This window comes from Megasphaera geminata F0357, from assembly GCF_000239275.1.
Taxonomy (GTDB): domain Bacteria; phylum Bacillota; class Negativicutes; order Veillonellales; family Megasphaeraceae; genus Megasphaera; species Megasphaera geminata.
Genome location: NZ_JH417610.1, coordinates 13,917 through 34,156 on the forward strand (window position 1 = coordinate 13,917; position 20,240 = coordinate 34,156).

At 35.8% G+C, this 20,240-nt stretch carries 20 protein-coding genes; 18 read left to right on the forward strand and 2 right to left on the reverse strand.

Going from position 1 to position 20,240, the window contains the following annotated elements:
- Positions 1 to 24 precede the first annotated feature (24 nt).
- From HMPREF0080_RS07520 to HMPREF0080_RS07610, 18 genes are all read left to right on the forward strand, one after another.
- On the forward strand, positions 25 to 1,203 hold the full coding sequence (locus HMPREF0080_RS07520; RefSeq protein ID WP_040347519.1) for a glycosyltransferase: 1,179 nt from the start codon (positions 25 to 27) through the stop codon (positions 1,201 to 1,203).
- 33 nt (positions 1,204 to 1,236) lie between these two features.
- The gene (locus HMPREF0080_RS07525; RefSeq protein WP_006790825.1) at positions 1,237 to 1,989 is read left to right on the forward strand and encodes a glycosyltransferase family 2 protein; all 753 of its coding nucleotides are present in this window, start codon (positions 1,237 to 1,239) and stop codon (positions 1,987 to 1,989) included.
- A 267-nt stretch (positions 1,990 to 2,256) separates the two neighbouring features.
- Positions 2,257 to 3,294 (forward strand): glycosyltransferase family 9 protein, encoded by a 1,038-nt coding sequence (locus HMPREF0080_RS07530; RefSeq protein WP_006790826.1) that lies wholly within the window; start codon positions 2,257 to 2,259, stop codon positions 3,292 to 3,294.
- 18 nt (positions 3,295 to 3,312) lie between these two features.
- Positions 3,313 to 4,038, forward strand: coding sequence for a hypothetical protein (locus HMPREF0080_RS10990; RefSeq protein ID WP_006790827.1), 726 nt, complete (start codon positions 3,313 to 3,315; stop codon positions 4,036 to 4,038).
- The gene (locus HMPREF0080_RS07540) at positions 3,929 to 4,654 is read left to right on the forward strand and encodes an O-antigen ligase family protein (RefSeq protein ID WP_172633485.1); all 726 of its coding nucleotides are present in this window, start codon (positions 3,929 to 3,931) and stop codon (positions 4,652 to 4,654) included. The genes HMPREF0080_RS10990 and HMPREF0080_RS07540 overlap by 110 nt, the downstream gene beginning before the upstream one ends.
- 127 nt (positions 4,655 to 4,781) lie before the next feature.
- Positions 4,782 to 6,236, forward strand: coding sequence for an undecaprenyl-phosphate galactose phosphotransferase WbaP (gene wbaP / locus HMPREF0080_RS07545; RefSeq protein WP_006790829.1), 1,455 nt, complete (start codon positions 4,782 to 4,784; stop codon positions 6,234 to 6,236).
- 7 nt (positions 6,237 to 6,243) lie between these two features.
- On the forward strand, positions 6,244 to 7,833 hold the full coding sequence (locus HMPREF0080_RS07550; protein ID WP_006790830.1) for an O-antigen ligase family protein: 1,590 nt from the start codon (positions 6,244 to 6,246) through the stop codon (positions 7,831 to 7,833).
- 15 nt (positions 7,834 to 7,848) lie between these two features.
- Positions 7,849 to 8,655, forward strand: a complete 807-nt coding sequence (locus HMPREF0080_RS07555) for a LicD family protein (protein ID WP_006790831.1) — start codon at positions 7,849 to 7,851, stop codon at positions 8,653 to 8,655.
- A 9-nt stretch (positions 8,656 to 8,664) separates the two neighbouring features.
- Positions 8,665 to 9,690 carry a glycosyltransferase family 2 protein gene (locus HMPREF0080_RS07560; RefSeq protein WP_006790832.1) on the forward strand — a complete coding sequence of 342 codons (1,026 nt, stop codon included), beginning with the start codon at positions 8,665 to 8,667 and terminating at the stop codon, positions 9,688 to 9,690.
- 52 nt (positions 9,691 to 9,742) lie between these two features.
- Complete coding sequence (locus HMPREF0080_RS07565) at positions 9,743 to 11,047, forward strand: adenylyltransferase/cytidyltransferase family protein (protein WP_006790833.1); 1,305 nt, start codon at positions 9,743 to 9,745, stop codon at positions 11,045 to 11,047.
- A 47-nt stretch (positions 11,048 to 11,094) separates the two neighbouring features.
- Complete coding sequence (locus HMPREF0080_RS07570; protein ID WP_040347527.1) at positions 11,095 to 12,150, forward strand: pyridoxal phosphate-dependent aminotransferase; 1,056 nt, start codon at positions 11,095 to 11,097, stop codon at positions 12,148 to 12,150.
- Positions 12,151 to 12,156: 6 nt separating this feature from the next.
- Entirely contained in the window at positions 12,157 to 12,885 is a 729-nt protein-coding gene (locus HMPREF0080_RS07575) for a PHP domain-containing protein (RefSeq protein ID WP_006790835.1), read from the forward strand.
- Positions 12,836 to 13,426 carry a phosphoribosyltransferase family protein gene (locus HMPREF0080_RS07580; protein WP_006790836.1) on the forward strand — a complete coding sequence of 197 codons (591 nt, stop codon included), beginning with the start codon at positions 12,836 to 12,838 and terminating at the stop codon, positions 13,424 to 13,426. The genes HMPREF0080_RS07575 and HMPREF0080_RS07580 overlap by 50 nt, the downstream gene beginning before the upstream one ends.
- A gap of 13 nt (positions 13,427 to 13,439) precedes the next feature.
- Complete coding sequence (locus HMPREF0080_RS07585) at positions 13,440 to 14,300, forward strand: LicD family protein (protein ID WP_040347529.1); 861 nt, start codon at positions 13,440 to 13,442, stop codon at positions 14,298 to 14,300.
- Between the two features lie 24 nt (positions 14,301 to 14,324).
- On the forward strand, positions 14,325 to 15,854 hold the full coding sequence (locus tag HMPREF0080_RS07590; RefSeq protein ID WP_006790838.1) for an oligosaccharide flippase family protein: 1,530 nt from the start codon (positions 14,325 to 14,327) through the stop codon (positions 15,852 to 15,854).
- 643 nt (positions 15,855 to 16,497) lie between these two features.
- On the forward strand, positions 16,498 to 17,487 hold the full coding sequence (galE, locus tag HMPREF0080_RS07600; RefSeq protein WP_006790840.1) for a UDP-glucose 4-epimerase GalE: 990 nt from the start codon (positions 16,498 to 16,500) through the stop codon (positions 17,485 to 17,487).
- Between the two features lie 311 nt (positions 17,488 to 17,798).
- The gene (locus tag HMPREF0080_RS07605; RefSeq protein WP_006790841.1) at positions 17,799 to 18,164 is read left to right on the forward strand and encodes a type II toxin-antitoxin system RelE/ParE family toxin; all 366 of its coding nucleotides are present in this window, start codon (positions 17,799 to 17,801) and stop codon (positions 18,162 to 18,164) included.
- A complete protein-coding gene (locus HMPREF0080_RS07610) occupies positions 18,151 to 18,426 on the forward strand; it encodes a helix-turn-helix domain-containing protein (protein WP_006790842.1) in 276 nt (91 codons plus the stop codon). The genes HMPREF0080_RS07605 and HMPREF0080_RS07610 overlap by 14 nt, the downstream gene beginning before the upstream one ends.
- A gap of 14 nt (positions 18,427 to 18,440) precedes the next feature.
- Here HMPREF0080_RS07610 and HMPREF0080_RS11760 read toward each other — a convergent pair whose 3' ends face one another.
- Together HMPREF0080_RS11760 and HMPREF0080_RS07620 are read right to left on the reverse strand one after the other, a co-directional pair.
- Entirely contained in the window at positions 18,441 to 18,653 is a 213-nt protein-coding gene (locus HMPREF0080_RS11760; RefSeq protein WP_071777905.1) for a transposase, read from the reverse strand.
- A 431-nt stretch (positions 18,654 to 19,084) separates the two neighbouring features.
- Complete coding sequence (locus HMPREF0080_RS07620; protein ID WP_006790845.1) at positions 19,085 to 20,038, reverse strand: DUF535 family protein; 954 nt, start codon at positions 20,036 to 20,038, stop codon at positions 19,085 to 19,087.
- Positions 20,039 to 20,240 lie beyond the last annotated feature (202 nt).

The following is a 20,240-nucleotide window of genomic DNA, read 5'->3' on the forward strand; positions in this document are numbered from 1 at the left end:
TATGGTCGGAGAGAAGTGAAACAGATGCGAATTCTGCTGACGAATTTAACAAAAATGGTAGGAGATACAGGAGGTTTGGCGAAAGTCGCCTGTGCATTTGCCAATGAAATGTACAAAAGAGGGCACGATGTGAGTCTGGTGTATAGTGATGTCCGAAAGGGTGATTTTTATTATCCTTTAGATAAAAAAGTAACAACTTATGATTTATGCCACTATGGAGACGGAGAGATTTCTTTTCCTCTGCATCTTAAAGTAAAACGGGAAATACTGAGGGCTTTTAGTAAAGCTAAGGCGCGTGCAGTAAATGATGAATTTATTAAAGCGTATTTACTTCCTAATCTTCAGGAGATTTTAGAATGGACTCAGCCTGAATGTATCATTTCTTTTCAACCGGCGGCGAGCAAAGCTCTTTTATGCGATATAGGAACGAAAGTCCCGGTCATTACGATGAGTCACGGTGATCCGGAAGATTATTTTTATACGTATCCTCCGGAAGAAATTCCGGCTTTAGTGAAAAGTGCCGTGAACCAAGTGCTTTTACCGTCTTTCAGTAAACATATAACAGACCGTTTACCTGAAGCCAGGACGGTTGTTATCGGTAATGCAATACCGCAATTTTCCGAACAGGCCGCGCTGGATATGCATAAAGAACGATATACCATTGTCTTTGTAGGCATGTTGACAAAGAATCATAAACGCCCTCATCTTTTAGTGGAGTCCTTTGCGAAACTTGCGACAACCTATCCGGATTGGCATGTAGAACTTTGGGGGGCGGAAGATAGAAAGACCTATAAGGCGGAGCTGGAGCTTCTCATCAAACGGAATAACTTGGAAAACCGTGTCCATTTCATGGGGACTACTGAGCAGGTTCCGGAAGTTTTGCAGAAATGTGATATTTTTGCTTTTCCCAGTGCTTGCGAAGGATTTGGACTGGCCTTAGCAGAAGCGATGAGTATGGGCTTACCGGCTGTAGGATATAGAAATTGTCCCGCCGTGAATGAACTCATTGAAGACGGAAAAAACGGTATACTTTGTGAAGATGGCGTCTTACCTTTTGCCGGCGCCTTGGAAACATTGATGAAAGACCGGAACTTACGCATTGCCATGGGTAATGCCGGTAAAGAAGCGATGAAGCAATATGCACCTGAGAAAATTTGGGATTCATGGGAACAGGTAATAAAAGAAGTAAGCAGGTTGTCCTGATTTATACAATTGTTCTTAGAAGGAGTTTGTTGCGTGAATTCATTAGCTATATTGATATTAACTAAGAATGAAGAAGAAAATATAGTTTCTGTTGTAAAAAATGCCAAGTGTTGTGCCGATGAAGTGGTAATCATTGATTCCGGCAGCACTGACAATACGGTTGAATTAGCAGAAGCACACGGAGCACGGGTATGTTATCGTACATGGGATAATGATTTTTCGGCACAGCGCAACTTCGGTTTGACTCAGACTGATGCTGACTGGGTTCTTTATTTGGATGCGGACGAACGTCTGAACAATGAGCTGATAGAGGCCATTATGTCTGTTTTGTCGACAGGTGAATTAAATACGCAATACGCGATTACCCGTAAATCCGTAGCATTCGGAATTATGTTTAATCACGGTGTGTTGCAACCGGACCGTGTGCTGCGTATGTTTCCCCGCACATCCGTGAAATGGGTATATAAGGTGCATGAACATCCGGAATGCTCTCTGGCAGAGAAGCGGTTGTCCGGGTACATTGAACATTATACCTATCGCGATTGGCGCGAATGGGAAGAAAAACTATGTCTTTATACTGCGATTTGGGCAAATGACGCGTTAAAACGAGGGAAAAGAACCTCTCTTCCCGGTATTCTCATACACAGTATAGGAGGTTTTTTCAAAATGTTTATCCTTCGTAAAGGTTTTTTGGATGGATGGCTGGGTTCCTATCTGTGTTGCGCTCATTTTACATATACTATGTTGAAATATTTGAAGCTATATGAGCTGCAAAGAAAAAACTGAAAGGTGATTTAGTATTTCACTATAGTGGCATAAATAGGCGGAAACTTTAGATATCGTGAACATTTGCATAATATGTACATAAAATGAAGACAGGTCTTCCGGCTGAAAGAAATTGACAACAGTATGAAAGTATGGAGATTTACGTAGTAATACCTGTCGTTTCAGGGGAATAAAAGTGCAGTGATAATACTGCCTTGGAAACGCTTTGTACATAAGGAATGAGCATACTTTATTTGAAGGCTGATCTTGATTGGGGAGAATACCTCTATGCTTAGCGGGAAAAAAATATTTATAACAACAGGGGGAGGCGTCGGAGACTTAATTATGCTTACACCTTCTTTGTATAAGCTGAAAAATCTCTACCCTTCATGTAAATTATCCATTTTAACAAAACAGCAAACAGTTGAAGTTATTAATCGTGTTCCATGGATAGATTATGTAATAGGCGTAAAACGAGGAACATTTATGTCGCGCTTTAGAGTTTTACCGGAACTTTCACAGCAAGACATAGTTATATGTACGGATTGGCAGCCTCATTTATTGCCGTGGATGGTTTTATTCAGAATTCCCTTGCGTGCAGGATATGCAAGGAAAGGAAAGCTGCTCAATAATTGTTTAAACAGGAAATTAAAGAATTCCGTTTTTACCAGTGAAAAGTATGCCGCAGTCACCAATGCCGGGATTATCAGTGAAGCATTAGGGATTAAACTTGAAGGTGACATGACATACTGTGAGGTATCCCAGCCTAATATCGGTGAAATTGAGTCAGTAAAAAGCAAACTGGAAGTATTGGGCATTTTTGCCGACACTCCTTTTGTGCTGCTGGCTCCGTATACAAGTCGTTATGAACGGGATTGGAATAAGAAAGATATAGTGGCTTTAACACAACAGATTGAACAAAAGTACGGGATCCCGGTCGTAATAGCAGGTCAAACAAAAGAATATAATGATAAGCTGGTAGAATGTCCGAATAATCTGCTTAACCAGACAAGTTTTTTTGAACTTGTCTGGTTAGTGAAGGAAGCCAAATATTTAATTTGCAGTGACAGCGGGCCTATGCATATTGCCGCTGCAACCAGGACGCCTGTGATTCCGTTATTTAATAAAGACCTTCCTTCCAGATGGGCACCTAAACATGATTGTTATCCTATTGATTTGAGGGTTGAGCGTTGTAATGATTTTTTTAATATACATGACTACAAACTGAAATACCCGAACAACATTACGGATATAAGAAACATAACAGCCGAGATGGTATTTGATGTGTTTTCACGAGTGGAACAAGTTAAACAGTATTTAAATTAAATAGATCTGGAGTCATTAATGGGTGTTTTGAAGAAATATATACACGCATGGGAAATAAAAGTATTGGTATGTACGATGGTATATGCTTTCTTTTTGATTTTAAGTGAAAGCAATGCCGGCTACAGTATATCCTTATCTTTGCTTCTGATATACACAGTATGGAATTATAAATATGGCAGGTACGGGACTGACAGTAAGTTTCCAAGACCGATTTTAATTGCGTATGGCTCATTTTTCACATGTTTATTCATTGCTGCGGTTTTTCAACCTGACCGGACAACGATGCAATTAACTCTTAAATATTTATCCTGGGCGTTTCCTTTTATTCCTATGTTTTACGGATATGTGAAAGAAAAAAGCGAGGCAGGATTATTTTTAGGCGCCGGATTGGCTGTGTTTATTTTATCACTTTATGGCTGGCTACAAATTCCTGCGTTTTTTCAACACGATTGGTATTTTGAATATAGGATACATAGCATATTTGTGAGTCCTAACGGATTTGCACAAGTGTTAGAACAAGGAATCCCGGTTTGTATTGCAGGAGCCGTATATACGTATAAATTATTAACAAAAGACAGAAAAAACAGGATAGTGATTGATTTTAATAATACAATGTTTTTTAGTATTATTCAGTTTGATTCCCTTTGCGTTATCATTATCGCGCGGTTCTATCAGCGGTTTTCTGGCAGGGGGTGGGACCGTAGCAGTTGTATATTTAATTCGCTTATATCCACAATATTTTAAAAGAATCGGCTGGGGGTTATTGCTTGTACTTTTTATGGGGATAAGTTACATTTACAGTGTACATATTCAAAATACAAATGAGTACTCTGTAGCTGATATGATAGCTGTAACAACGAATCACGATGAGTATAAAAGCGGACTGCATCGTCCGTACGACAATGAGCGACTGTTAATGTGGCAGTCCAGCTACCGAATGTGGGAAAATCATAAGCTGTATGGCGTAGGATTTAACCATTGGAAAGATGAATATGTACATTATATATTGCCGCAAGCTAAGGAACGGGATACTCCGATGCCTCATAACAATATTGCTTTCTTCTTTTCTGCAACCGGATTGATTGGCGGGATTGGTTATTTAATACTTACAGGGATTTTACTCTGCTATTTATTGTATTTATTGTATAATAATCCGGAAAATATACTGGTGGCTGCTGTGTTATGGGGGTTTATTGCATTAACCGTGCATGGTCAGGTTGATGCGGGGATTACCAATAAGTTTGTTATGCGGATTTTCTTCGGAATGTTAGGTATTATGTGTGCTTCCGTTAAAAAGCAGAATTTTAAAGGAGCAGTTTCGCATGATAATAGTTATCCGGATGGGAAATTACTTCTGTAAGCCACAAAAATATATACAATTAAGCCTTAACGTTATAAAATATTATTTATTGAAAGGCGTGTAGTTTTATAGTGTGAGCGGAGTTGCTGAATACCATTTATGTTCAATTTTATATATTGGTGGTAGTATGTTAATTAATGTAGTTAAAAACATAATTATATCATTATCTAATGTAATGATAATAAACAAAGGGTTATTAATGCTAGCAGATTATCTGGCAATAGTTACCGGATTGTGGGCAGCATACCATTTGCGAATTAATTTTTATTGGATTAGTTTAGACAAGTCTTTTCGCCTTCAACCCTTCTATATTCTCGGCGTGATTCCGTTACTGTTCATTTTTGTGTTTTTATTGAACGATACGTATGAAATCGAGGCTCCGTATTGGGATAAAATAAAAAAGCTCTTTCGCAGTGTAACGATTGGTGTTATTGTTGCTATTGTATTAATGTACTCGGGGCATGTGACTAATAATGTTTCTCGACTTTTTGTCGCTTTTTCTTATGGAGTTATTACAATTAATGTAATTATTTTTCGTTATATCGTGGAACGTATACTCCTGTATTTACATCTTTTTGGGGTTCCCGTTTTGCTTATTGGTGCGGGAAAGACGGCTGAACTGGTGAATCATGCGTTCAACCGTATGCCCATAATGTGTTATAAAATTATCGGATATATAGATGATCATCCGAAGTCGGAAGCTATAGCATCCCAATATCCCTGTTTGGGTAGTTTTAATGACATTGAACAGGTTATTAAAAGAACAGGTGTCCGGAATGTACTTGTTTGTGCACCCGGATTAGAATCTAAAGAATTAGTGGCGTTGATTAATAAGCTGCAATTACTGGTGCAATGCGTTTCTTTTGTTCCCGAGTTATTCGGTGTACCTGCAGGCAACGTCAGTGTCCAGGGTATGATGGAGGAGCAGGCTCTCATTATACGCGTGCAAAATAATTTAACAAAGAAAGTCAACCGTATTATAAAACGGATATTTGATATTGTAGTCACAGTTTGCGGCGGGATTTTAATTCTTCCGTTCATTGCGGTTATTGCGTTATTGATTCGATTAGATTCTAATCCGGGGCCCGTTGTATTTGCGCATCGTAGAGTAGGACAAGGCGGCAAAGAATTTTCTTGTTATAAATTTCGCTCGATGGTATCTAATGCACAGGAAGAATTAAATGCGTATTTGAAAGATAATCCTGAAGCAAGAGAAGAATGGGAACGTGATTTTAAATTAAAAGACGATCCGCGGATTACAAAAATCGGCCGTTTTTTGCGTAAAACGAGTCTTGATGAATTACCGCAGCTGTGGAATGTTCTTGTCGGGGATATGAGTTTAGTCGGGCCGCGACCTATTGTAAAAGATGAAATTGTAAAGTACGGCACATATATCAACGATTTCTATTTAGTGCCGCCGGGAATTACCGGCGTATGGCAAGTATCCGGACGCAGTGATACGACTTACGATGAACGGGTGCAAATGGATTCCTGGTATGTTCATAACTGGAGTGTGTGGATTGATATCGTGTATTTGGTTAAAACCGTGTTAGCTGTTGCTAAGGGGAAAGGCGCATATTAACGGAAGAATGGCTTATGAAATGATGTCTAATAAGTGTATTAATAAATTAATCCAGTTTTTAATATTCATGTCTGTGTTCTGTTTGTTTTTTGATAACATTCCGCAAGCCTTTAATTTTGGCTTAATTAGTATATATTTTTCCCGTCTGTTAACACGGTACTTTTTATTCGCAATATTTATTTTGCATGCTGTTAATCAATTTATTAGTGTGGGTATAAAAACATCAATTGTTTTATTAGTTAATAGTAAGGTATTTCAATATATAGGTGTTTTTACAAGTGTGCTTTTATTAGCTACTATTATTGGGGCCTTTAATTTTGAGTATTATGACAGTGAGTATTTGTTAGGGAGTATACAATCTAATAAATATCAGGCCGTCACAGTTATTTTACAAAATATGGGGCTTAACTTTTCCAATAAGAATATACTGGCTGTTTGGTTAATTATTAGAGTAATTAAGGAAAGCTTATTAACAGGTCTTTATACTTTTGGCTTTTCGTGGCTAATAGCCTACTATATAAAATTGGATTTTTGCAAATATTGGGAAATTATTAATAAATCAATATTATGTGCTGTTAGTGTTTTTATGATAGGAGTTATTATTGATATATTTTATTTAGGGGGCAATGAAACGGCAAGGAAAGTTTTGGAAATAATAACTCCCTATATCCACGTTATTGAAACTGAATCTGAATGGTGGCCCCCTCTATTGTGGGATTCACAACAAGTAAGATCTTTTCTTTGTGAACCGTCTCGGATTGGTAATTATGTTGCTTTTATATTGCCTTTTGTCTGGGGATGGTATTTATATTATAAGAATAATTTAAAAAACAGGATTATAAGCAGCGGGTTTATATTCCTCATTACGTGTACTGTTTTCTTGTCTCAAGCTAGAACTGCTTATGGTGTATTTAGTTTTTTGCTTATTGGTTTATGTATATTAATAGCAATTAAAAGAAAAGAGTTTTTAAAGTCAGGGAGTATCATAGTATTGCTTTCTATTGTTTCATTTTTTACTTCTGTGGCTATTATACAATATGAAAATTATCTAAGGTTTAGTTCTGAGCAAAGTATAAAAGTCTTAATTGAACGCAATTTGGTTTCATTAAATGAGGGGAAAGCCAGGAGTAATGGTGCTAGGTATGGATTATTGAGAAGTGGATTGCGAGTTGGAATGTCCCATCCAGTATTAGGTGTAGGCAAAGGTTTCTCCACGATTTATATATTAGAAAACTTGGATGAGGAAGCGTTAGAAGAACGAGAAGTTAAACTTTGGAAGTCGACTATTAAAAATATTGGTATTCTACAGTATAATGTTGATGCCATGAATGATTATGTTACCAGTTTCATGGAGATAGGAATTTTGGGATTACTTTTATATTTATTCCCATTTATGGTGATTATATATATGTTATTGCATGAGTATTTTAAATGTGATGATAGTAGACAAATCATTATTTTAGTTTGCATTCTTTCGTTGACTGGGAGCTTAGTCGCAAATATGAATGGTTCTTATAAAACTTTATATACTACTTGGATTATACTTGGAATTTCTTATGGTGCATTAGGATATTTGAAGAGTCAATATCTTAAGTGAAAGAGGTATTGTATATTGAAACAATTAACTTTAAGAGAATTGCAGTTAGCCGAATTAGATATTCTTAAACGGTATGCTGCTTTTTGTAAAAAACATAATTTAAAATATAGCTTAATATATGGGACTTTAATTGGAGCCGCTAGGCATCAAGGTTTTATTCCTTGGGATGATGATATTGATGTTTGTATGCCTAGACCAGATTATGAAAGATTGTTGTCTTTGGCCGAAGATTTTAACCATGCTACCTATAAATTAATAGCTAATCCTTTAGGTCATTCTTTAGATGCTATATATGCGGCCATTATTAATACAGATATTCCTTGTGTTAATATGTATACAGATACGATAAGAAGCAGTTATTTGTGGATTGATATATTTCCTGTAGACGGGTTTGCTGCTGATGATATTATTATGAAAGGAATATATTTGAGATCTCGACTGTATCAAAAAATGGTGAAAATTGCAGGAGCCAAATATAATACTGGCAAAAGCACTGCACATAGATTAGGTAAACTGTCTTTAATCCCGTTATGTAGATTATATGGTATCCAGCGATGCTTAGATAGGATGGATTTACTAGCTAAATCGTATCCTTATGATACTGCTAATGATATCGGTATCATTGCATGGGGAGAAGGCCCACAAGAACGTTTTCCAAAAACAGGATTTGATAATATGCAGGAATTAGAATTTGAAGGCCAAAAATTTCCGGTCTTATCGTGCTGGAAAGACTATTTGAAAAATATGTATGGCGATTATACTCAATTACCGCCAGAAAGTGAACGAATAGATCACAATATAATTGCTTATAAAAAACAGTAGGAGAAGGCTATGATTGATTTTAGTTTAATTATTCCTGTATACAATAATTCAGAAATTGAGTTACTGCGATGTGTGAATAGTATAGATAATCAAACTTTTCGTAACTTTGAAGTAATTATTGTTGATGACGGTAGCAATAGCGAATGTTCCAAACTGTTAGATATTCTTGGGAATAGATATTCTTATATTCGAGTTTTTCATAAATTTAATGGAGGAGTTTCGGATGCAAGAAATGTTGGTATTAACCTTAGTAAGGGAAAATATATAACATTTATTGATGCAGATGACTTTATTTCTCCGGTCATGTTGGAAGAAGCTTTACCATATATGGAGAAATATTCTTTAGACATATTATATGGTCTTGTATTTTATGTTCAGAAAGATACTTTAAAAATTTTTGAAAGAACTAGAAACCCTGAAATTATACTTTTAAATACTAAACTGAAAAAGAAATTGATTAATCATATGTTTAATATAGGGGAAGAGTATTTTTGGAGAGAAAAGGCCTATGTAAGCAGAGGCCCTTGTGCTAAAATCTTAAAAAGAGATGTATGTTTAGATAATTTGTTTAATATAGATTTGAAATTTGGGGAAGATGAAGATTTTAATTTTAGATTATTGAGAAATAATAGGTATTCTATTGGCGTGATATTTAGCTGTTGGTACTATTATCTGTTCAATAATGAATCTTCGTTGCATAAATATAGAAGTGACTTTGTTGAAGAGTCAGAAAAAAGATTAAATGTTTTACGACAGAATATTATTGATGATATAAATAAACGGGCATTAATGTTAGAAGGGTTTACCATAGTGAGGGAACTATTCTATAGATATTATTTATCTCCCGAATATCCTAGATCTTTTCTTTGCTGTATAAAGGAATTTAATAGTCTAATACATACATCTCCATGGAAAGATATTTTTAAATTTTATATTGCAAAAGACTTGGGTTTTAAAAATTTAATGAAGTTTTTATTATTATATAGTGGAATATATCCAATTTTATTTTATTGCAAGAAGAAATATTATACTTGAAATGTAAATTTGATATTATGTATTATTTACTCATGTGGGAGGTAAAATTTTCATGAAAAAAATCATAACTTACGGTACATATGATCTATTTCATGAGGGTCATTATAATTTATTAAAAAATGCTAAGGCGTTAGGTGATTATTTAATAGTTGGGATTACTTCAAGTGATTTTGATAAAAATCGTGGTAAATTAAATGTTCGAGATTCTTTAATGACTCGTATTAAGCATGTTGAAGAAACCGGGTTTGCCGATGAAGTAATTGTAGAAGAATATTTTGGACAAAAAATTGATGACATAAAGAAGTATAATATTGATGTTTTTACGGTAGGCTCTGATTGGACTGGACATTTTGATTATTTGAATGAGTACTGCGAGGTCATTTATTTGCCTCGTACGAAAGGTGTATCAAGTACAATATTAAGAAACCAAAATACTGTGAAAATTGGTATTTGGGGTGCTGAACAAATTACTTTCCGTTTTATAGATGAAGCTAAGTTTGTCAGTGGTATTGAAGTTTCTTGTCTATACGTTGACTATGATACGAGTTATAAAAGTGAGTTATTATATGTAGACGGATTAGAATTAGTTGATTCAGAAGAAGAGTTTTTCAAGAATATTGATGCAGTTTATTTATCAGTACCACCAGTAAATCAATACACAGTAATAAAAAGAATATTAAATCATGGCAAACATATTTTATGTGAATTTCCGGTTTTAATGAATAAAGAAGAGCTTCAAAATATTAGAGAATTAGCAAGTCAGAAGCATTGTATTTTTATGGAAGGAATTAAAACTGCTTATACTCCTGCATTTGGAAAATTGGTTTCACTTGCTAAGAGTGGAATTATCGGAAATATAATTAGTGTAGATGCTAACTTTACTCAGATAAATGGAAATAATTTATTAAAACAGATTCGAATAGCCAACGGCGGCAGTGTTAATGCTCTTGCATCGTATCCATTTTTAGCGTTTATTAAACTATTAGGCACTGACTATTTAGATATTCAATATTTTTCACGAAAAAATGTTGATAATATTGATATTTTTACTAAAATTCTGGTTCGCTATCCGAAGGGAATTGCATCCAGTGAGGTAGCTATTAATGCAAAGAGTGAAGGGACTTTGACTATAGCCGGAGATAAAGGTTATATTTATGTTCCTGCGCCTTGGTGGAAGACCGAATATTTTGAAGTGCGCTTTGAAAATGTAAATGATAATAGAAAATATTTCTATAAATTTGATGGGGACGGATTGCGTTATGAGATTGCAGAATTTGGTAGATGTATTTTAAATAAGACCGAGTCCATTTTACTTACCTTTGAGGAAATCAGCTGTATAGCAGCATTAAATAGATAAATATAATAGTGACTCTGTTATCAGTATATAATGGGAGGTATATAAAGATGGTTTATGTGAGTTCATTAGTAAATAATTTAATTAGAAAGTATCCTAATGGTGATCGCAGCAATATTTTACGCCTTGATATGAATGAAAATCCGGGTGGGTTACCTCAGGATATTGTATCAAGAATGGTAAAATTAATTACTCCGGAATTTCTGGCTACTTATCCTGATAAGAAAGAGCTAATTGTATCTTTATCAAAAATTCATAACTTGCCTGAAGCGCAATTTTCGGTTACAGATGGTTCTGAAATGGCTTTGAAATATATTTTTGAGACCTTTGGTAGACCTGATTCTGTCTTTTTGAGTATAACACCGACTTTTGAAATGTACGGTGTTTTTGCCGGCATGTATGGGCTTAAACACAAGAAAATTGAGATTCTTGATAACTTTGATATAGATTTTGATTCCTTTATAAATTCTATAGATGAAAATACTTCTATTGTTTCGATGTTGAATCCTAATAATCCGGTTGGGAGAGCGTTTTTAGATGAAGAATTTATACTAGTTGCTGAGAAGGCTAATTCTGTAGGTGCATTATTAATAATTGATGAAGCATATCATTATTTTTATGAAAAATCGCAAATAAAATTACTGGATAAGTATGATAATATCATTGTGCTGAGAACTTTCTCGAAATTATTTTCTTTAGCTGCATGTCGTATTGGATATGCTGTGGCCGATCAAAAAATTATTGAACTTATGAACCGAGTTCGTCCTACGTTTGATACAAATGCGATAGCATTAGCATTTGCTAATATAGTTATTAATGATAATAACTTAATAGAATATCTTATTAATACTGAATTAGATGGACGTATGTATCTATTTAATGCGCTAGATAATGCAGGGTATGATTACACTTATGGCGGTGGTAATTTTGTTTCAATAAAAACTAATACCGACCCGTCTAAATTAAGCTATAATATGTTACTTAATAAAAAAATAGCAATTAAAACATTTGGATATGAAATATTAAAAGATTATATTCGTGTTTCTACTGGAGGGATTAATTATATGAAACAATTTATGGAAGCCCTGCTTTTATTAGATAAATAATAACCTATGGCAAAAATTCAATTACATATACATACAAAGTATTCCCATGATAGTATACTGCCCTTCTGGTTAGTATATTGGCGATGTATTTTTACTGGCATTAACTATGTTGCTATAACTGAGCACAATAATATTAGTGGGGCAGTTGCATTTTCTGAATATTGTAAAAGACGTGGGAATAAAATACATGTAATCATTGGTGAAGAAATTATGACTACGGGAGGAGAAATTATCGGTTTATATTTAAACAAAGAAATACCTTGCGGATTGACTCCTTCTGAAACTGTACAAAAAATTAAAGAGCAAAATGGACTTGTTTATATACCACATCCTTCTGATTTAAAGCGTATTAAAACCGTTTTAAAGGAACAATATATAGAAGAATTAAAAGGATTGATAGATTGTATTGAAGTTCATAATGGCAGGAATATTGATCCCGTATATGATAAATACCAGAATCTTATTGCTGAGCGATACCATTTGAAAAAGGTAATAGGCTCCGATGCACATACTTCAATTGAGATCGGCAAAAATTATATTATTTCTGATATTGAGCCGTCATCGCCGGAAGAATTTTTGGCTCTATTAGAAATGAATGAGTCATACGGCCATTCTTGTATTAGTATTGCACATAAAATCACAATTTTAGCTAGAATCGTTAAATTTGTACAGCGAGGTGATTTTAATGGATTATATCGAACTATCATTAAACGATTTAAAAGAAAAAAGTGTTGAATTAGCAAATCAGATTAAAATAGATTATGAACCAGATCTTATTATATATATTGCTAAAGGAGGCTATTTAATTGGTAAATATATAAGTGAGTCATTGAATGTGATGCTTATTCCTGTTTATGCTGAACGTAGGACAAACGGGTTTAAATCTGTCGTATCTCCATTATTACAGGTATTACCTAATAGGATAAAGTTATTTTTTAGAAGGCTGGAGTTAAAATCAGGTGTCCATGCAGTCGTAAAAAAAAGAGATGTGCATTTTAAATCAGAAGATTTAGAGAGCCTTGGAAAGGTGAAAAAGATTTTGTTAGTTGATGATTCCGTAGATACTGGATCATCAGTATTGTCTATAATAGAAGAAATGGGAAAATTAAAGATATCAATTGAAGAGATTCGAGTTGCGGCTTTGAATGTATGGGGAAAGAGCACAGGTGTTGTGAAGGTAGCATATTGGATATTTAGAGATACAATTATCATTACGCCCATGTCTAATGATTCTAGGTATCATAATGATTTTCTGGAATTATATAATAATAGATAGGATTTTAGATTCTATGAATGCGTTGACTAAAGAAGAACTAAAAATAGTAGAATTTAATATTTTAAAAGATGTAGCCTGTTTTTGTCGTATGCATAATATTAGGTATTTTCTCTGCGGAGGTACTTTATTAGGTGCAATTAGGCATAATGGGTTTATTCCTTGGGATGATGATATTGATATAATGATGCCAAGGGAGGATTATCAAAGGTTTTTTAAATTATATAATCGGAGTAATAGTAGGTATAGAGCTGATTCATTAGACAATAATCCTGACTGGCATATGGCGTTTGGTCGTGTTGGCGATACGGAAACGATATTATTTGAAAATACTTTAAAAAAAAAATATAGCAAATATCATGCCTTTATTGATGTGTTTCCTATAGATGGTATCCCTGATAATATGATTATGCATAAATTTCTTGTGTTAATACAAAAGACATTAGGTGTTATTGGCAATGCTTCCGCTTTTATTTATCTTCCTAGTAAACATTTTTCCGATTCAAAAGAGGAAAATATAAGTATAAAAAATAAATTAAGAACAATTGTTAAATATATTTTAATAACACTTCTTGCATGGGTGCCAACACAAAAAGTATTCTTGCTAGTCAATTCTATTTCGAAGAAATTTAATTTTAATTCATGTAATAATGTAGGGCTGACTGTTTATGTTTGGAATTGGTCTTTTGAGTATGCTAGTCGAAAGTCTATGCTCTCTGGAATTAAATTGAAATTTGAGGAGAGTGAATTTTGGGCCCCGAAAGGGTATGATGAATATTTAACTAATACATTTGGAGATTATATAACTCCACCTCCAGATAAAAATCAGGTAAGCCATCATAATTTTGATGTATATTGGTTAACAAAGAGTTGTTAAAGAGAACTTTCGGGGGAGATAAAAATGCCTGGCAATCAATATCATCAAAGGAAAATAGGGATAATTTTATCTTATTTATTTCTGTTAGTTAATACAGTGGTAAATTTGGCATACGTTCCTATTTTAGTTACTTATATAGGTATAGATGAGTTTGGGTTATATAAACTGTTAGGATCTATTATCGCTTATTTTAATGTATTAGATTTTGGGTTATCGACAACTATAGTTAAATTTCTGTCAGAGTATTTAGAGTTAGACAAGAAGGAGACCATAAAGGAATTATTATCAACAGTATCAATTCTGTGTTTGATAATTAGCATTGTGTTGTGTTTTGTGAGTATAATAATTTATTATAATATTCCATTACTGTTTAAAGAAACTCTATCTGAATCTATGATAATAAGTGCACAGCAGATTTTGTTGCTTTTGTTTTTTAATATTATTCTGCTTTTTAATTCTAAAATTTTTGATGCGATCATTGTTTCTCATGAAAGGTTTATATTTTTAAAGATAGTCAGTATATTGCAAGTCGTATTACAACCATTTGTTGTTATTGCGGTTATTTTTTGGTATCCAACAGCTTTATACGTTGTTTTAGTACAGTCTTTGTTTAATACCGTATTGATTTTTATTAAGTGGAGTTATTGTAGATATATATTACATACTAAGATTTCTTATTGCGGATGCAATAAATCCATTATCAAGGCATTATATAAATTGTCTATAAGTTTGTTTGTTGTTGCCGTTGTTGATCAAGTGTTTTGGCAGAGTAATCAAATTTTATTGGGGTTAAAAGTAGGCACGGCTGCTGTAGCTGTTTATGCTGTTGCAAGCCAAATTTATATTAATTATATGAATATATCTACAGCTATGTCGGGAGTTTTATTGCCGAAAATAACCATGATGGTTGCGCGAAGAGAGTCTGACAAGGCCTTTCAACATATATTTATAAAAGTCGGACGATTACAATTTTATTTATTATCTTTAATCTTGACCGGTTTTGTTATTTTTGGGCATGATTTTCTTCATTATTGGGCAGGTGAGAATTTTCGTGATGCCTATTGGATAGCCTTAATAGTAATGATTCCATTTACGATTGATTTGATTCAAAATATTGGCTTAATTATTATGCAGGCAAGGAATGTTTATCATATCCGTGCCATAATATATTTTTTTATGGGAATAGCAAATATAATTTTAGCCGTGTGGTTGATTCGTGATTATGGGATTTTGGGCGGCGCAGTTGCTACCGGGACATGTATGTTTATAGGTAATGGACTTTTAATGAACTGGTATTATCATTGCTGTATGAAAATTAATATAGTTGTCTTTTGGCGAGAAATTGCTAAAATTGCTTTTGTAGCATTGGCAGTAATGACTGTTGCTTATCTTTTATGGAATTATTTTTTTATTAGGCATACGGTTATTGCCTTTTGTATTTCTATCGTTATTTATATCAGTTTTTTCTTTGCTTTACAGTGGTATGTTAATTTTAATGAATATGAGAAGAATTTATTTATAAGTGTTAAACTTAAGTCATTACGAAATCTATAAAAAATTTTTGTATGTCCAGTTTGTCGATTTGTCAAACATATGTTACACGGCAGAAAGAAATTGAATGAGACAGTAACGCAGTGATTTCCAACCTAAGGGCACTGATTGTATTCTTTGTTCCGCCGTGCCGGTTGTACCTTAAAATCATCGAAGGCATGAAACGTGTGAATGACGTAAAACTTCCCATGTCCTTTCTGTGGGGCCGCTTTTTTGCAAGTGGGCTGATAGGGCTTGGAATATACTTGACCTTTATGCCGTTAGCCCGGGTGTTTCATGTAGCAGTACAAGCCGGTGATAGAGCGGGAATAATGTTTTCGTTGTAAGAAGCCCCCCCAATGTTACACCGCTTACGTAGGCGATAGATAAATCGGTGGATACGTATGGTGCATGATGGCAGCCGTTAGCGCCACCATGTTTTTCCGCATAGGAAAGAATTGCCTGGTAATGAGTAATGTCTTGTGATACGCTTTTCATGAGAAAGTACTCTTTTTTTAATGATTTTTTGTGTAGATACAGCATGCTGCAAAAAGAGCTTTCTCTTTTATTTTTATATACCAGTGTAACACATGTATTGTAATCTTATAGAATTATATAAAAGGCATTTGTGCGTATCTTTTACGGCGATGCATGAAGAGGTGGTACTATGAAAGTATTAGTGACGGGCGGTGCCGGGTATATCGGCAGTCATGCGGTGCGGGCCCTTTTGGAAAAGGGGCATGAGGCGGTTGTTCTTGATAATTTATCGCGCGGACATCGGGGCGCCGTGCCGACGGATGTTAAACTGATTATTGAAGACATTCATAATACGGACAGCGTGCAGACGATTCTTGAGACCGAACGGATTGAAGGGGTCATGCATTTTGCGGCCCATAGCCGGCTTGGCGAATCCATGGAGAATCCGACCGTCTATTATGATAACAATGTTATCGGTTCATGGTCCCTTCTGGAAGCGGTTCGCCGTGCAGGCGTGCCGAATTTTGTTTTTTCTTCGACTGCTGCCGTTTACGGTGAGCCGGAAGTAACGCCGATTACGGAAACTATGCCGCATGAGCCGACGAATGTATACGGTCAGACGAAGCTTATGATTGAACAGATGCTGGCTCAGTTTGCCCGGGCCTATGGCCTTCATTATGCGTCCTTACGGTATTTTAACGCTGCCGGCGCGTCTCCTGACGCTTCTATCGGTGAGGATCATGTTCCGGAAACGCACTTGATTCCTCTCATCTTGCAGGCTGCATTGGGGATACGTGACAGTATCAGCATCTTCGGGACGGATTATCCGACGCCTGACGGCACGTGTATTCGTGATTATATCCATGTCGTCGATCTGGCCGATGCCCATTGCCGCGTGCTCGAATATCTTGTAAACGGCGGCATATCACAGGCCTTTAATTTAGGTTCTCAAAACGGGTTTTCCGTTCGGGAAATGATCAGGGTGGCTAAAGAAGTGACCGGCCGTAACTTTACGGTTAAAGAAGCGTTGCGCCGTGCCGGAGACCCGGCCGTCCTTATCGCCTCGTCTGAAAAATTCAGGAAGGCAACGACATGGCGGCCGCAATTCAGCGATATCGGAACGATAATCGAACACGCTTGGAAATGGCATAAAACTCATCCGAACGGGTATAAAAAATAAGAAGAAAACTCTGTTATAATGCAAGTGGCCAAACCGACAGGATAATAGGGAGCTTCCTTCTTATGAAATCTATTATGACCGAAGTTTCGATAGGATAGAAGGCCTTCGTAAAGTCCGTAAGCGGTATACAAGTCGACATAATACCGTTGCACAAAGGATGCTTAGTTTCAAATCACCCAATGAGGTGGCGGCAGAATTCTTCTTAATTATTCTGCATGAGTACTTGTCGCAAATGTCTGATTACGCTACAGATAAATAACTCAATATTACTAATTGCATTTTTTGAACAATATATGCTATCATAAAATATAATGAAACAACCTAAATTCGAATTTTACACACGGCTAAATGGGCACAATGAATTCATTGAGTTTTTACAAGCCTTGCCTAAAAAAGATAAGCAAAAGCTTCTCGCTACAATTGATGTTATACAAGAAAAGGGCTTGCTGATTGCACAGCGTATGGAGTGGGTTAAAAAACTGGATAATGATATTTTTGAAATCCGTTCAAAGGTATCTTCTAATATCCGGCGTGCTTTATACTTCCATGCGGTTGACGATCGTTACATCATCACTCATGGATTTACTAAGAAAACTCAAAAAACACCGTCCAGTGAAATCAAGCATGCTAAAGAATTGAAAAAAGAATTTGAGGAGAACAATCATGGCAACTATTAAATTTGATGATTTTTTAAGAAACGAATTAAAACACGATAACTTCAAAGCAGGTTACTTAGCAGAAAAAGCTGTCTTAGAAAGTGCAATTGCAGTATCTAATGCTAGACAAAATGCCGGGTTGACTCAGCGTGAACTTGCAGAGTTATCACATGTTCCACAATCAACCATTGCCAGAATTGAGCGTGGTAATAATACTAGTATTGAAACTATGAGCAAAATTGCCTTTGCACTTGGCCAAAAACTCACTATTAACATTTGTTAATCCCAATTTTGATATTATTGTCTAGTGTAAGAGCGGTTTATATGATTCTTGATGTAAATAAAGAAAAAATTGACTACCCTAGCGGCAATATGGTACTGCTCGCCCACAATATGGGCATTGGGAAACAGTCTCTCCATAATACACTTAAATTGGTTGAACATATCCATCACAATGAACTTAACGTTTATCCTGATGCGGCGTGTAAAGCCTGAGAAATACTTACACAAAGCTTTGTCTCTCTTTTAGGCAAAATGTCCGGTATATATGAGTATATGAGCCCGTCAGAATCACTTGGTATCGTTGTTCGGCTGCATTCCCACGAAACTCGTCAACCGGGACAAGTACGCACAGTAACGGGGATCTGTAATTCATATACAAAGGCATTATTTGTTTCGTATGTATTCTTGATACATTCAGCTTTTATATTCATTAAAGATTCTATATAATTAACAGTAAGCATATGAGTTCGCATCCTTTCTTTAGGACTGGACATTTTATTGTAAAGCATGCGAGTCTCATATGCTTTTCTTTGCAAAAAAAGAATGCTGAAGTCAGCAGCTTTCACTGCCGACCCCAACATGTATTATAGAACCTTTTTTCTTGTACAAGTTTTATCGTTTCGGCGCTTCAATCGGATCGTAGTCCGCCGGTTTATCTGTTACGGACGCCTCGTCGATTGCTGACGGTATCGGAGCGAATTCGGGCCGGATAAGGCTTTTGTCGCTTCAATGTAAGGAGGTACGATTTTATCCATGAGAAGGTAGCGCTTACGGAAAAGGTTGCGCTTCTGTGATTTGATTTCATCGTATTTGCGGCGTTTTTCTTCAATAGGTAGAGCCAGATACCATTTTTCGCCGGCGGCGGAGAAGGCGCCTTCTTCTTGCCAGAAGCCATTGAAGTTTGTTTTCTTTGAGCGGTTGCCGCGAAGAAGATGGCTGTTTGTATAGAATCCTTCGTCGGTAATGACGTAGAGGTTTTTCATTCCCAAGGTCTGTACGAAAATACGGAGTAAATAAAGAATAAAGTTTTTCGGCCTGTAGCCGAAGAGTTTTTTCGTCAAATCCTTGGTCTGCGCCAAGCCTTCTTTGGAACCCTGAAGGGTGCCGACGTAAAGGGACGGGACATTTTCCGCGTTATAGTCGAAACGAAAATTAAAGTGATATATCATATTCCCACTGTAATAGATGAAGAGCGAGAGGAACCCTTCTTTTCGCTGTCCCGTATCAAAAACGAGACGGCATTCTAAAGGAAGTTCCGGGTCGGGAGACTGCCACAGGGTATAGCCGTTGCCCCAATAGAGTTCATGAATGACTTCGTCCGTAAACATGGTGCGGAGAATATCGAAATGGTGTTCCAGTGCATTGAGCCGTTCGCGCATAGTCGAGTTTTTGAAGAAAAAGACCCGCGTCATGATTTCCTGGAAGTCCCTGTCTTTTTCGGTCAGGAAATTTCGCATCGGAGCATAGGCGTCAAAGTAGTCGTACAGTTCCTGAAAAAGCCCTTTATTGGTGCAGGCTTTACAGAAAAAAACAAAAGCACGTTTATCTTCTCTGAAGTTGCGATGCTTGTATATTTTTCGCGACAGGTTCCAAAAATAGGATGTACTGAGCATGGCCGCCTCCCGGGATGCATTCGAAACGATTGATATAACTTATTCATTATAAGAGGTTGCAAATCGGCCTGTCAATGCTTTCCGCATCAGGCGAGAGTATTCTTAAAACCTTGCAAAAAGTCAAAAAGTCTAATATAATAAGGCGTAAGGTCAAAGCAGTATCGAACAGACCTGTATGAAAGTTTAACCGAGAGGTGATAGA

Bases quoted from the DNA above. Each gene is read 5' to 3' on its own strand.
- HMPREF0080_RS07520 (WP_040347519.1), top strand. From the start codon at position 25: ATGCGAATTCTGCTGACGAATTTAACAAAAATGGTAGGAGATACAGGA.
- HMPREF0080_RS07530 (WP_006790826.1), top strand. From the start codon at position 2,257: ATGCTTAGCGGGAAAAAAATATTTATAACAACAGGGGGAGGCGTCGGA.
- HMPREF0080_RS10990 (WP_006790827.1), top strand. From the start codon at position 3,313: ATGGGTGTTTTGAAGAAATATATACACGCATGGGAAATAAAAGTATTG.
- wbaP (WP_006790829.1), top strand. From the start codon at position 4,782: ATGTTAATTAATGTAGTTAAAAACATAATTATATCATTATCTAATGTA.
- HMPREF0080_RS07550 (WP_006790830.1), top strand. From the start codon at position 6,244: ATGGCTTATGAAATGATGTCTAATAAGTGTATTAATAAATTAATCCAG.
- HMPREF0080_RS07560 (WP_006790832.1), top strand. From the start codon at position 8,665: ATGATTGATTTTAGTTTAATTATTCCTGTATACAATAATTCAGAAATT.
- HMPREF0080_RS07565 (WP_006790833.1), top strand. From the start codon at position 9,743: ATGAAAAAAATCATAACTTACGGTACATATGATCTATTTCATGAGGGT.
- HMPREF0080_RS07570 (WP_040347527.1), top strand. From the start codon at position 11,095: ATGGTTTATGTGAGTTCATTAGTAAATAATTTAATTAGAAAGTATCCT.
- HMPREF0080_RS07575 (WP_006790835.1), top strand. From the start codon at position 12,157: ATGGCAAAAATTCAATTACATATACATACAAAGTATTCCCATGATAGT.
- HMPREF0080_RS07580 (WP_006790836.1), top strand. From the start codon at position 12,836: ATGGATTATATCGAACTATCATTAAACGATTTAAAAGAAAAAAGTGTT.
- HMPREF0080_RS07585 (WP_040347529.1), top strand. From the start codon at position 13,440: ATGAATGCGTTGACTAAAGAAGAACTAAAAATAGTAGAATTTAATATT.
- HMPREF0080_RS07590 (WP_006790838.1), top strand. From the start codon at position 14,325: ATGCCTGGCAATCAATATCATCAAAGGAAAATAGGGATAATTTTATCT.
- galE (WP_006790840.1), top strand. From the start codon at position 16,498: ATGAAAGTATTAGTGACGGGCGGTGCCGGGTATATCGGCAGTCATGCG.
- HMPREF0080_RS07605 (WP_006790841.1), top strand. From the start codon at position 17,799: ATGAAACAACCTAAATTCGAATTTTACACACGGCTAAATGGGCACAAT.
- HMPREF0080_RS07610 (WP_006790842.1), top strand. From the start codon at position 18,151: ATGGCAACTATTAAATTTGATGATTTTTTAAGAAACGAATTAAAACAC.
- HMPREF0080_RS07620 (WP_006790845.1), bottom strand. From the start codon at position 20,038: ATGCTCAGTACATCCTATTTTTGGAACCTGTCGCGAAAAATATACAAG.